Below are 13659 nucleotides of genomic sequence, written 5' to 3'. Positions count from 1 at the left end.
GAACCACGTAAAGAAATAGCAAGGAGGCTTTTATTTTTATGATGAAGAAATTAGTGATTGCTATCGCAATGCTTATTCCAAGTTTTGGTGCAGGTTACTCTGCATTTGCTGCAGCGCCCGCACATGAACAGCACATTCAAGTAAATAAAAATGATAAAGAATTATTAGCTCGTCTTGTATCAGCTGAAGCCAAAGGAGAGCCGTATGCAGGTAAAGTAGCCGTGGCAACAGTTGTATTAAATAGAGTCGACAGCAACAAATTCCCGGATACTGTAAAAGGCGTTATTTATCAAAAAGGTCAGTACAGCCCGGTCAGCAACGGTCAAATTAATAAACCTGCAGACAAAGGTTCAAAAAAAGCTGTAGAAGAAGCAATTAACTTCCAAGGTCAAGGAAAAGGTTCATTATTCTTCTTTAATCCTGATAAAACGGGAGATCAATGGCTGCGCCAAAAACAAGAAACAATTAAAATAGGGCAACATGTATTTGCGAAATAATGAAAAAGCTAATGGTTAGCTACGCGCTGTCATTAGCTTTTTTAGTTATGTACATAAAATAAGCAGTAGAACAGCCTTTGAAACTAGAATTTTATGGTAAAATAAAAGAAGTCATTCATAATTAAAAATATAAGGTGATAACTTGAAAGAGAATATGATGTTTGCTTGGATAACTTCATGGTTAGCTCTTGTTGGTCAGCTCGTTTTTTTATGGGAGTAGCGCTACATGATATGGAGTTTTATGATAAGCATAATTGTACGTATATCTAGTATAATTGTTACCTATAAACGCAATCAGCAGCTAAAAGCATACAAAAAATAAGGAATATCTTATTGAAACGAGTTATGAAAGACTTAGAGAAATCCTCCAAGTCTTTTTTTGTTTGGGTATAAAAAGACATGAACCGTACTCCGTTCTTCTAAAAAAAGTCCTTTTTACATAGTTTATCAATACAGAAAATTTGATAAACACGCGGAGGAGTAAATATGAAGGAGCAGCCTAATTTTTTGTTAATTATGGTGGACGAAGAACGATTTCCACCCGTATATGAAAGTAAAGACGTAAAAAAGTGGCGAAAAAAACATTTAAAAGCACATGAATTTTTAAAACAGCATGGGATGTCATTCACTCGTCACTACGTCGGTTCTACAGCCTGTTCACCGAGTCGAGCTACATTGTTTACAGGGCAGTACCCTTCCTTGCACGGCGTTACGCAAACGCAAGGTATCGCAAAGAAGTCACAAGATCCTGAAATGTTTTGGTTGCAGCCTAATACCGTCCCAACGATGGGAGATTATTTTAAGCAGGCTGGGTATCAAACCTTTTATAAAGGAAAATGGCATATTTCTGATGAGAACATCTTAATTCCAGGAACACATAACGTTTTTTCTAGCTACCAGATGCAAACAGGAATACCGGATCCAAAAAAAGAGTCCCTCTATCAACGGGCTAATAAGCTTGAAAAGTTTGGTTTTTCAGGGTGGATTGGTCCAGAGCCAGAGGGGAGAAACCCGCACAATTCTGGTTCATCTGCGGCCATTGGAGTGAGCGGAAGAGACGAAATATATGCAGAGGAAATCATAGAGCTTATTCAACGATTAGAATATCAAAAGACTGCGCAGCCTTGGCTCATGGTAGCTTCGTTTGTGAACCCGCATGACATTGCGCTGTTCGGAGCGATTACCACACACCTTCCTATGTTTCAGTTTTCTATTGACGAAACAATTCCGAACATCGAGCCGCCACCTACCATTAGAGAATCTTTACAAACAAAGCCTAGCGCTCAAAGCAGCTATAAATACATCTATCCAAAAGCGCTGCAGCCGACGCCAAATTCTAGTTTCTACCCGCGCTTATATTACCAGCTTCAAAAAAATGTTGATAAACAAATTTTGAAAGTTCTTCAGACTATAGAACAATCGTCGTTCTATGAAAATACAATTATTATTTTTACGTCGGATCACGGTGATTTACTTGGAGCTCACGGAGGGCTACATCAAAAATGGTACAACATGTATGAAGAGTCTATTCACGTGCCCCTTCTCATTCACAACAAGCATTTGTTTCCGAGTTATCGACGTACAGACCTGCTGACTAGTCACGTTGACTTGATCCCGACAATGCTTAGTTGGGCTAATATCGATGCTTCCGCTGTTCAAAAGCAATTGCAAAAAAGCCATACGGAAGTACATCCATTTGTTGGGCGTGACCTCTCAGGAACATTGCGAGGAGAAACATCGCTTCATGAAGAAAAAATACCGATTTTCTTCATGACGGATGATGATCCGACAAAAGGACTTCACCAAACAAATTTTTTAGGAGAAAGCTACCCGTCAGTTGTTCAGCCTAATCACATTCAAGCGGTCATTGTAGAGTTTCCGTCAGCTGCAGGAAAGGAAATTTGGAAATACGCTCGCTACCATGATAATCCGCAATTTCGGTCAGTATCTGACGAACCAGATGAAGTCATTCACCGAGGGCAATATGAAGGTTACCCAGTAAGTCTTACTACCCCAAAAACAACAGGGGTTCCCGATCAAATTGAAATGTACAACTTGACCAAGGATCCGTTAGAAACAGTAAATCTGGCTCATCCGTATTTTTCGACAAATGAAACAAGGAAAATTCAGCGGCAGCTTGATGTTATTCTTAAAGAACAAATCAGGAAAAAACGGATTTTTCCGCAAAGTGGAAGCATGAATGATGAGCTTCCGGATAAAGATAGATAAAAAATAGTTTCGACGGATTCAAGCCAAATATTTTTGTAAGTAGAAAAAGGTATATTTAATATTTTAGTATACAAATAAAAAACCTCATGATACTTGTGCTATGTTACTTATTCTGTTTTGGGTAGTACTGGATTTCACCTCGTTAATAATACTTAGGTAAAACAAATACGTACTTGTGCTATCTTTCTTTTCCGTCTTTATTTTCACACAATAAAGGAAAAAACAAGAATAAAATGTAGATGTTAATATTATAATAAAAAACTTTTCAAGCCATTGTATTCCTAAGTAACTCTTCGGGAATTCAAGCATAAAGTAATTCTATACCATTAAAAAACAAAAAAATACTTCTTGACTTTTGTTAAATTTATACACTATAATCGCTTTTAACAACTAATAAACAGTATTTGGCAATGAAAAGGACACGAATTAGATGCTGTTTTCTTCGCAGAGAATAGGGCCACTGGCTGAGAGCCCTTAAGAAAACATCTAATTTACCACCTTAGAGCTATTGCAGGGAACGTGCATAACTGAAACTGCAATCGGTAAAACCGTTATCTTTTTAAGCGTAAAATGCGTATAGGTATTTTACGGAATTAGGGTGGTACCACGGCCGCATTCGTCCCTTCACTAGGGATGAGTGCGGTTTTTTATGTAGAAAAAAAGAATATACAAGCAATGAAAAGGACATGAATCATTTTTGAATTTTTTTTACAGAGAGTAGGGTCACTGGCTGAGAACCCTTAGAAAACGAAATGAATTTACCACCTTGGAGCTGCGGCGGGGAATGTGTATACACTGAAACCGCAACCGGTAAAACCGTTATCTTTTTAAGCGTAAAATACGTATAGGTATTTTACGGAATTAGGGTGGTACCACGGCCGCATTCGTCCCTTTACTAGGGATGAGTGCGGTTTTTTGTTGAATAAAAACATATTGGAGGAATGAACATGTCAAAACAAATGGAAGCAGAAAAGCGAAATCATCAAAAATTAGGTCAAGAACTGGAGCTCTTTATGTCAATGGAAGAAGCTCCTGGTATGCCATTTTTCTTACCTAACGGAATGATTATTCGAAACGAGTTAGAGAACTACTGGAAACAAAAGCATTATAAAGCAGGATATCAAGAAATAAAAACACCTATCATGATGAAACAGGAACTCTGGGAACAATCAGGGCACTGGGAGCACTATCATGAGAATATGTATTTTTCAAATGTTGACAAACAAAACTATGCGATTAAACCGATGAATTGTCCGGGAGCCATTTTATTGTTTAACAGCAAGCGAAGAAGCTACCGAGAACTTCCGATTCGATACGCAGAGCTTGGATTAGTTCACCGTCACGAGCTTTCTGGGTCTTTAAACGGATTGCTAAGAGTCCGTTCATTCACACAGGACGACGCTCATTTATTCGTAGAACTTAGTCAGATCAAAGCTGAGATTAGTCGCATTCTAGCATTTATCCATGACTTTTACTCACATTTTGGCTTCGATTACAAAGTGGAGCTATCCACACGACCTGAAAAATTTATGGGAGATATTGAAACATGGAATCAAGCAGAAAAGTCGCTTCAATCTGTGTTAAGTGAAAAAGGCTTAGACTATCAGGTGAATGAAGGAGACGGAGCTTTTTATGGGCCGAAAATCGATTTTCATATTTTAGATTCCTTAGGTCGCAGCTGGCAGTGCGGAACAGTTCAGCTTGATTTCTTAATGCCGGAGAAGTTTGACTGTATGTATATTGGAGAAGACAATAAACCTCATCGTCCCGTAATGATTCACCGCGCTATATACGGTTCCGTTGAACGGTTTATGGCCATCTTGATTGAACATTACGAAGGTCAATTTCCTCTTTGGTTAGCTCCTGTTCAACTCAAACTATTACCTATTGCACCGCCGCATGTGGAATATGCATATAAAGTGAAACACGAGCTGGAGTTAAAAGGGTATCGTGTTGAAGTAGATGATCGCGTTGAAAAAATAGGGCTGAAAATTCGAGAAGCAGAAATGCTGAAAGTTCCTTATATGGCTGTGATAGGAGATAAAGAAGTGGAAAACGAATCGCTTGCTATGCGAAAGCATGGGAAGAAAAATATAGGAACAGTAAGTGTGGAAGAGGCAGCTGTACACTTGAATAAAGAAAAGAATTCAAACAGAGTTTATTGAAGCTATTTACCTTACTAAATAGAAAAATCCGATTTTTTAAGTCGGATAGTGATTCCCTTCATTTTGTCTTACACCAAAATGAAGGGAATATTGAACTAGAAGGGTATAAGATAATATATATCAGCAGTATAACTTTTGCCTTAGACAAACGCCGGTATTTTATAAAAAAATTTATCTTATTCCATTCGAATCGTTTGTACGGGATGAAGATGAAGCCTCATCTGACGGTTTGCTTATGTTTTGCTGCTCTCGCTTCTTTTTAGAAGGAGAGTAAAAAAGAAATTTAAACATAAAGTACACTCCTAATGCTAGTAAAATACAGCCAATAAGTAAGTTAAGCATCTCTCTCCGCCCTTTATACACTTCAGTTTTCATCATTATAACACCCGGTAAGCTAAAACATTCATCGTTCTGTAAATAATCTCTATGTCAGGAATTTACATCTAAAGATAGTTAGTAAAAAAGTTATCTAAAAACATATAAAATAATTTTTTAGAATATTATTTTTATTCAAACTTATTATACATGAACACAATGATAACCTCTTTATTTAGTTTATAAATCCAAAATGGAGTGATATTAAGAAATCGCTTACAAAAACTCTTGAAATATATATAATGATATTAGTATACTAATAGACAAGTTAGTAATTATTTCTATATAATTACTTCTGTATCTAAAGTAAAAACGCGCAGCCAAATGGGGAAAAACGTCATTTTCAAGTTTTTTAAGGGATGAGTGACAACAGAGAGGAGAGAGTGCAATGGGAAAACTATTTAAAAAGAAGTCAATCGAGCAATTATTAGAACAAAGTCAAAACAAATCTCTAGTCAAAACATTAGGAGCATTCGATTTGACTCTTCTTGGTATTGGAGCCGTAATAGGAACGGGGGTTTTAGTATTAACAGGCTTAGTAGCTGCTAACGATGCTGGACCAGCCGTTATTTTTTCTTTTATATTGGCTTCTATTGTATGCGGTTTTGCAGCGCTGTGCTATGCGGAATTTGCTTCAACTATACCTGTATCTGGGAGCGTTTACACCTATACATATGCAACCATCGGCGAAGTGGTAGCGCACTTAATGGGGTGGACGTTGCTTTCTGTCTATTTGTTAACAATGTCAGCAGTAGCAAACGGATGGTCTTCTTATTTTAACAACTTTTTAGAAGGCTTTGGTTTTTCGCTGCCAAAAGAATTGATTACGATCCCTGCAAATGGAGGTCTAGTGAACCTTCCTGCTATTTGTATTACGCTTCTTATTACATGGCTGCTTTCAAGAGGAACAAAAGAAAGTAAAAAAGTGAATAACTTTATGGTGCTTGTTAAATTGTTTATTATTCTTCTTTTTATTATTGTAGGAGCTTTTTATGTAAAACCGTCTAATTGGACACCTTTTATGCCTTATGGAATTGAAGGTGTTGTGACAGGGGGTGCGGCCGTATTTTTTGCTTTCTTAGGTTTTGATGCCTTATCTACATCAGCAGAAGAGGTAAAGAATCCGCAGCGCAATTTGCCCATTGGAATTATTAGTTCACTTGTGATCTGCACGATTATTTATGTAGCAGTATGCCTTGTTATGACTGGAGTTGTTTCGTACAAGGAACTGAATGTTCCAGAAGCAATGGCCTATGTTCTCCATTCAGTAGGACAAAATGCAGTGGCAGGAGTTATTGCTGCAGGAGCTGTCATTGGAATCATGGCTGTTATTTTCGCCTACATTTATGCAGCAACACGCATTTTATTCTCAATGAGCCGCGACGGCTTGCTGCCAAAAGCATTTGCTAAAACAAATGAGAAAACCGGAGTTCCGACTCTTTCTACTTGGCTAGTAGGGATTATCGGAGCGTTAATTTCAGGGTTTATTGATCTAAAAGAACTTGCGAATTTAGCAAATATCGGAGCTCTTTTAACTTTCGGCATGGTGGGCGTCAGCATTATCATCTTACGTAAAACGCATCCAACTTTAAAACGTGGATTTACAATGCCGTTTGTCCCTGTTTTACCAATTTTATCTGTATTATCTTGTTTATTTTTAATGATTAATCTTCCTAAAACAACATGGCTGTATTTTAGCATATGGATTGTGCTTGGTATAGTTGTATATGTCAGTTATTCGCGTAAACACAGTCGATTAACAAGTAAAGAAATGAAAAAAGCGAGTTAAAAGTAAAAAAAGAGCCTTTCAGCAAAGAAAGGCTCTTTTTTACTTGTTGTTCGGTTGTTAGACAGTTAGGACGATTGTTCACTATGTTTTTTGCGTGTTTCCACAATAAAAAGACAAGTGCTGATAACAAAAGCTGTTCCTACAAAAATAGCGCCGACCCAAGGAAGTGAAGTAAGTCCCATATGGTTAATAATTACGCCTCCGAAAAAGGCACCAAAAGCATTTCCTAAGTTAGCAAACGAGTGATTCGAAGTAGAAGCTAAAGCAGGTGCTTCCTGTGCTAAGTTCATAATTTTCACTTGAATACCAGGCATTACAGCAAATGCTGCTGCCCCCCAGAAAAACAGCGTGATAATCGCTGCTGTTGGGCTTTTAACGGTAAACGTAAAAATAATCAGCACAATACAAAGAAAAGCAAATATACCTACAACCGAAGGCATTAACTTCCAGTCTGCTAGCTTGCCTCCAACAACGTTTCCGAGCGTAACGCCGCATCCATATAATACAAGAATCCACGTAACGCTATGTTCACTTACTCCTGTAACGTCTTCAAGAAGCGGTGTAATGTACGTAAATACAGTAAATAAACTGCCGCATCCTATTGCGCTTAAAAGAAGCATCACAAGAAGTTTTGGTTGAGTAAAAGCAGCAAACTGCTGTTTCAGACCCGTTAATTTGTCTTGACCAAGCTTTGGGATAAACAGAATAATACCAATAAATGCAATAATCCCCATGATCGTAATAGCCCCAAACGAAGCTCTCCAGCCTAAGTGTTGCCCAATGAATGTTCCCACAGGAACGCCGATGATATTTGCAATGGTTAAACCTGCCATCATCGTTGCGACAGCACTTGCACGTTTATGAGGTTGTACGAGCCGTGAAGCAATAACAGCGCCTACTCCAAAGAAAGTACCGTGACATAATGCCGTAACTAAACGAGCTCCCATTAAAATTCCATAGCTGGGTGCAATAATAGCAATTGCATTTCCAAGAATAAATAAAAGCATAAGTAAACAAAGCAGAAGCTTTTGAGGAAGTCGATGAGTAAAAATGGTTAAAATTGGCGCGCCGATTGCTACTCCTAACGCATAGCTTGTAATTAGCTGTCCAGCAGTCGAAATGCTAACATGAAGGTCTTCAGCAACGTTAGGCAGTATCCCCATAATAACAAATTCTGTCATTCCAATAGCAAAAGCTCCAAGAGTTAATGAGATGAGAGCAATTGGAAAGGAATCTTTCTTACTGACCTGCTCATTAGCATGCATTGTATTCATGTGTAATCACCCTTTCTGTGTATAAAATTTATATCTCCTTGAAAAGAAGTCAATTACTAATAATACTTAAGTGATGGAGCTTTGACAACCAAAAAAGCTGATGTAAGCGGTATCTTTCGAGATTTCTATTTATCTTTATCATATATGAAGACAGTCAGACATAAATTTATTGACAGAATAAAGTTTAGCCATATAAACTATTTTTAAAGTTGAATAGTTTACACCTATAAACTAAATAAGCAAAGGAGGGAAAGAAGTGAGGAAAAGCAAGTTATATCAAGCTGTAGAACTTTTTGAAGAAGTGCTGTTTGTAGGAACAGAAGTAATTCATAGAGAGCTCAGCCATAACCTCTTTGAACATGTCTCTAGGCAGCAGTTTGATTTGTTAAATAGTTTAATGATTAAAGGTCCATCTTCACCTGGCAGTCTTGCTGTCTTGCAAGGTGTTCATAAAAGTGCCATTTCGAATCGAATCAAAAAACTGCTCGAAAAAGGGCTTGTGGAGTGGGACACTAATGAACTAGAGAGCGATAAACGTTCTAAGCTTATTAAGATTACGGCTGAAGGAGAAAAGGTAATAAATGACGGAAATGCCGCGTGTTTTAGTATCATTGAGAATTTGTTTGATGATGTAGAAGAAGAAAAAATAGATACATTTATTGAAATTCTTACAATGGCAAAAGAAAAGTTAACTACAAAAGGGGAAAGCAAAAAATGAAATTTATCGTGAAATTTAAATGGGTGATTGCGGCCTTTATTTTAGCTTTAACAGTTATATTGATGCTAACGGCACCAAATTTAACAAAGCTCGCAAGTGAAAAAGGCCAGTCTCAGCTTCCCGAAGATGCCGTTTCATCTAGAGCCAGCCAAATTCTAAAAAATGCCGGAGAAGACAGTAATACCATCAGCATGGTTATCAAGTTAGATAACGCATTAGATAAAGATAGGGAGAAACAAATACAGAAAATCATTGATAAGACAGAGAAAATTAAAGGTGTAGAAGATGTCGCAACGCCTTTAACAGATGATCAAGATGTTCGTAATCAATTAATGTCTAAAGACAAAAAAACCGTTTTAGTTCCGGTTACTGTCAGTGGATCGGATGAAAAAGTTGAAAAAATAGCGGATCAGATTTACGATAGCGTGCCAAAAGACGTTACAGCATATGTAACAGGTGCATCTCTTATTAATCAGGATTTTGCACACAGTTCAGAAGAAGGGTTAAAGAAAACTGAGTTTATTACTATCTTTTTGATTTTAGGTTTGCTTTTACTCGTTTTCCGTTCAGTCGTGACGCCGTTTATTCCTATTTTAATTGTGGGAATCACATACTTAATCAGTCAATCGTTATTAGGTATTTTAGTTAAAAATGTTGATTTTCCAATCTCAACGTTCACGCAGACGTTCTTAGTAGCTATTTTGTTTGGAATTGGTACGGATTACTGCATTCTTTTACTTAATCGTTTCCGTGAAGAATTGGCAAACGGACATGATAAAGTAGAAGCCACAATCACGGCTTATCGTACAGCAGGAAGAACGTTATTTATCAGCGGAATTGCCGTATTTATTGGGTTTGCAGCCATTGGATTTGCCAAGTTTGCCATTTTCCAGTCGGCTGTCGGGGTAGCAGTGGGCGTAGGTGTACTGCTAGTAATTTTATTTACTCTGCTGCCACTTTTTATGGTTACGCTTGGAGAAAAATTATTTTGGCCGTCTAAAAAAGTGGCTTCTCATAGCGATAATAAGCTGTGGGGGTTTTTAGGAAGAAAGGCAGTGGCGCGGCCGTTCGTATTTTTAGTTATTACAGCGATTATTACCGTGCCTTTTATTGTAACGTATGACTCTAAAGTGTCGTTTGATTCTACTGCTGAAATCAGCAGTGATTATAAATCTATAAAAGGACTAAACGCTATCAGTGACGCATTGGGAGAAGGAAAAGCGTTTCCTGTCAATGTTATTATTAAAGGAGATAATGAGTTAACAAAGGCAGATGTTATTCCTTATTTAGGAAATATAAGCAAAGCAATTGAAAAAGTGGATCACGTGGATTCTGTCATGACGATCACACAGCCTACTGGAGAAAAGATTGATGATTTATATGTTAATTCACAGCTGGGCTCTGTATCAGACGGAATCAAAGATGCTGTTAAAGGAATCGGGGATGTAAAAAAAGGATTAAGTGATATTGAAAAAGGGTTAAATCAAATAGCTGGTCAAACCGGTTCTGCTTCTAAAGAATCTGACGGGTCACTTGCCCCTGCTGCAGACGGATTAGCTCAAATTAATCAACAGCTGCAGCTTGTCAGCACTCAGCTCTCTACAACAGGAAATGTGCAGCAAGCAGTTCCTCAGCTTGCTGCAATCAGCAAACAGCTTACTGCCATTCAAACCGGTCTTCAACAAGCAAATGAGAATCTTTCAGCTCAGCAAGGTCAAGTAGGAACGCTATCAGACAGTATCAATCAGTTAGCAAAAGGTGTTAACAGCGCGAATGATGGACTGACGAAAATCTCAGATGGCTTAACGAAAGCAACGGATATGCTTGATAATATGAGTGACAGCTCAATAGTTAGAGATACGGGGATTTATCTTCCAGAAGAAGTGATGAAAGATAAAGGGTTTAAACAATCCATCGATAACTATTCCTTTGCAGATGGAAAAGGAGTTAAGCTAAGTGTAGTGCTTGATCAAAATCCATATTCTGAAGAAGCCATTTCAACCGTAAAAAATATTGAAAAAGCGGTGGCAAACGAAGTTGTCGATACACCGTTTGACCATACGGAAATTGTGTACGGAGGCGTATCGAGCTCAAATGCGGATTTAAAAGATTTATCCACAACGGATCTTTCACGCACAATGGTCATTATGATGATTGGACTGTTTATTGTTTTGACCATTTTATTCCGTTCAATGATCATGCCTGTATATATGATTGCTTCACTGCTGCTTACGTATTATACAGCAATGGGAATCTCAGAGCTTCTATTCGTGGATATAATGGGGAATGACGGAATCAGCTGGGCAGTGCCGTTCTTTAGTTTTGTTATTTTGGTTGCCCTAGGAATTGACTATTCTATTTTCTTGTTAGACCGTTTTAACGAAGAAGTGAAAAGCGGCGTAGCAGAAGGAATGGTTACGTCCATGAGTAAGATGGGGTCGGTTATTATCACTGCTGCTATTATCTTAGCTGGAACGTTTGGGGCTATGATCCCATCGGGTGTATTAACACTTGTACATGTAGCAACGGTTGTTATTATTGGTCTTTTACTTTATGGCCTTGTCATTCTTCCGCTTCTTATGCCAGCGATTGTCGTAACGCTTGGAGAAGGAAACTGGTGGCCGTTTCTTCGAAAAAAAGAAAAATACAAATTAGAAGAATAACTTGATAGCTGTATCAAAAATCAGCTATTTGTTAGGAAATAGTGATAGACGCCTATATAGCGTTAAACATTATACAGGATAAAAATGAAGGATAGATGAGCGTCATAAGACTGCTCTATCTATCCTTTTTGTATTATTGGAAAACGTGATTATAGTTTAAAAGTACAATCAAGCAGGTTCTGTTATAAATACACCTAGTCGAATAAAAGATCTCTCATCAGGAAAACCTATAGTCAAAAACATGAGGGAGGTTTTTTTATGAAATTTGTAAATTTCTTAGCTAATCAGCGAGACAAACGCCGGGAACAAATGCGCGGAGCAGGAACATGTCCAGATTGCTTAGGTAAACGATTCCACCATATTGGACTTTATTTTGTGCATGTTTATGAGTGTCCAAGCTGTCAAGGCAAAGAAGATATGTAATAAAATCTTCAGAAATAAGGCAAAGGCAGTCTCTATGCAGATTATGATGTGAAACCTTCTTATTTTAGAGAAGGTTTTTATTTTTTTGAAGTGAACGGTTGCTTGTATGTTTTGTGTTAGCAACCTTTACATATTTATTTTCTGTCTAACTAGATTCAATTAGTATAGTTATTAAGTTACTTTAATGTCTCAAGTTAACAATTTAAATAAAAAGGAGGAAAGAATTAAGCATTAAGGAAAAAGAGGCGCGTAACTTGCAATAATGTATCTCAAACTTTAAATATAAGGAGCCGAGGTGAGATGACAATGTTACATTTAGATAAAGTATATAAAATATATGATAAAAAAAATATCGCCGTAAATGATTTTAACCTTCAGATTGGAGAGAAAGAGTTTGTTGTATTTGTTGGACCTTCAGGCTGTGGTAAATCTACTACGCTGCGAATGATTGCAGGTCTAGAAACGATTTCAAAAGGTGATTTTTACATTGATGGAGATCATATGAACGAAGTAGCTCCAAAAGATCGTGACATTGCTATGGTCTTTCAAAATTATGCTCTTTACCCTCATATGACTGTTCGAGAAAATATGGCATTTGGTTTGAAGTTAAAAAAAATAAAGAAAGATGAAATTGATAGACGTGTAAATGAAGCAGCCAAAACATTAGGTCTAGAAACATATTTAAATAGAAAGCCAAAAGCTTTATCCGGAGGGCAGCGTCAGCGAGTTGCTTTAGGTCGTGCTATTGTTCGGGAAGCAAAAGTTTTCTTAATGGATGAACCATTATCTAATTTGGATGCGAAGCTGCGAGTACAGATGCGTGCTGAGATTATTAAACTGCATCAAAGGCTGCAAACAACAACAATCTATGTGACGCATGATCAAGTGGAAGCTATGACAATGGCTACTCGCCTAGTTGTTATGAAAAACGGGATTATTCAACAAATCGGAACTCCTCAAGATATTTATAGACATCCTAGGAATGTATTTGTAGGCAGTTTTATTGGATCGCCTGCAATGAATTTTTTTCGGGGGTATCTCCAAGGCACTTATTTTATAATGGGAGAAACTAAAATACAGCTTCCTGATTTTTTAATATCCTCTTTACATTCCCAAGGTCATAATGAGAAAGAGGTCATAATGGGTGTGCGTCCTGAACACATTGTATATCATAAAGAGGATAGTAAGAGAGAGTTGAACAATGAGTTTTGCTTCACTACGACGTTAGATATGATAGAGGTACTAGGTGCTGAAACAATTTTATATGCTAGTTTAGAAAAGCAAACGTTTGTGGCTCGATTGCCTCTTTTATGTGAGTTTGAAGCAGGGGACAAAGGCGCTTTTTCGTTGAATTTAACCTACGTGCATTTCTTTAATGGAGAAACAGAAGAGCGCATTTCTACAAATATAGATAAAAAAGTTAAATATTCTGATAAATGTATTGACTAGTTAACGTTTGCAGTTTAATATAACAATATATAACATTACATGATGTTGTATATCATATTTTATTTAAGGAGTGGGGA

General features: G+C 37.4%; 10 protein-coding genes and 2 other annotated features. Of the genes, 8 read left to right on the top strand and 2 right to left on the bottom strand.

The annotated features are described in order from the left end of the window. Nucleotides 1–38: 38 nt before the first annotated feature. From SB717_RS11380 to thrS, 3 genes are all read left to right on the top strand, one after another. Nucleotides 39–497 carry a cell wall hydrolase gene (locus tag SB717_RS11380; RefSeq protein ID WP_029714319.1) on the top strand — a complete coding sequence of 153 codons (459 nt, stop codon included), beginning with the start codon at nucleotides 39–41 and terminating at the stop codon, nucleotides 495–497. A gap of 486 nt (nucleotides 498–983) precedes the next feature. Then, complete coding sequence (locus SB717_RS11375) at nucleotides 984–2726, top strand: sulfatase family protein (RefSeq protein WP_410903743.1); 1743 nt, start codon at nucleotides 984–986, stop codon at nucleotides 2724–2726. A gap of 401 nt (nucleotides 2727–3127) precedes the next feature. After that, nucleotides 3128–3353, top strand: a binding site (T-box leader). 39 nt (nucleotides 3354–3392) lie between these two features. Next, nucleotides 3393–3621: a binding site (T-box leader), on the top strand. Between the two features lie 52 nt (nucleotides 3622–3673). Next, nucleotides 3674–4891, top strand: a complete 1218-nt coding sequence (gene thrS, locus SB717_RS11370) for a threonine--tRNA ligase (protein ID WP_410903742.1) — start codon at nucleotides 3674–3676, stop codon at nucleotides 4889–4891. Nucleotides 4892–5062: 171 nt separating this feature from the next. On the opposite strand, the gene SB717_RS11365 is transcribed toward thrS, so the two are convergent. Continuing rightward, on the bottom strand, nucleotides 5063–5269 hold the full coding sequence (locus SB717_RS11365; protein WP_029714323.1) for a hypothetical protein: 207 nt from the start codon (nucleotides 5267–5269) through the stop codon (nucleotides 5063–5065). A 385-nt stretch (nucleotides 5270–5654) separates the two neighbouring features. Between SB717_RS11365 and SB717_RS11360 the strand changes: the two genes are divergently transcribed. Further along, nucleotides 5655–7055, top strand: a complete 1401-nt coding sequence (locus SB717_RS11360; RefSeq protein WP_029714325.1) for an amino acid permease — start codon at nucleotides 5655–5657, stop codon at nucleotides 7053–7055. A gap of 65 nt (nucleotides 7056–7120) precedes the next feature. On the opposite strand, the gene SB717_RS11355 is transcribed toward SB717_RS11360, so the two are convergent. Beyond that, a complete protein-coding gene (locus tag SB717_RS11355; protein WP_410903741.1) occupies nucleotides 7121–8329 on the bottom strand; it encodes an MFS transporter in 1209 nt (402 codons plus the stop codon). Between the two features lie 256 nt (nucleotides 8330–8585). Between SB717_RS11355 and SB717_RS11350 the strand changes: the two genes are divergently transcribed. The 4 genes from SB717_RS11350 to SB717_RS11335 all read left to right on the top strand — a co-directional run bounded on the left by SB717_RS11350 (nucleotide 8586) and on the right by SB717_RS11335 (nucleotide 13582). Next, entirely contained in the window at nucleotides 8586–9047 is a 462-nt protein-coding gene (locus SB717_RS11350) for a MarR family winged helix-turn-helix transcriptional regulator (RefSeq protein ID WP_074681241.1), read from the top strand. Continuing rightward, nucleotides 9044–11710 carry an MMPL family transporter gene (locus SB717_RS11345; protein WP_410903740.1) on the top strand — a complete coding sequence of 889 codons (2667 nt, stop codon included), beginning with the start codon at nucleotides 9044–9046 and terminating at the stop codon, nucleotides 11708–11710. Before SB717_RS11350 ends, SB717_RS11345 begins: the two co-directional genes overlap by 4 nt. Nucleotides 11711–11968: 258 nt before the next feature. Continuing rightward, nucleotides 11969–12133 carry a hypothetical protein gene (locus tag SB717_RS11340; RefSeq protein WP_312036153.1) on the top strand — a complete coding sequence of 55 codons (165 nt, stop codon included), beginning with the start codon at nucleotides 11969–11971 and terminating at the stop codon, nucleotides 12131–12133. A gap of 300 nt (nucleotides 12134–12433) precedes the next feature. Then, on the top strand, nucleotides 12434–13582 hold the full coding sequence (locus SB717_RS11335) for an ABC transporter ATP-binding protein (RefSeq protein ID WP_074681237.1): 1149 nt from the start codon (nucleotides 12434–12436) through the stop codon (nucleotides 13580–13582). Nucleotides 13583–13659: the final 77 nt, after the last annotated feature.

The sequence above is a fragment of the Priestia sp. SIMBA_032 genome (assembly GCF_046535215.1).
GTDB classification, from domain to species: domain Bacteria; phylum Bacillota; class Bacilli; order Bacillales; family Bacillaceae_H; genus Priestia; species Priestia aryabhattai.
This window is presented reverse-complemented; position numbering and strand designations above follow the sequence as displayed.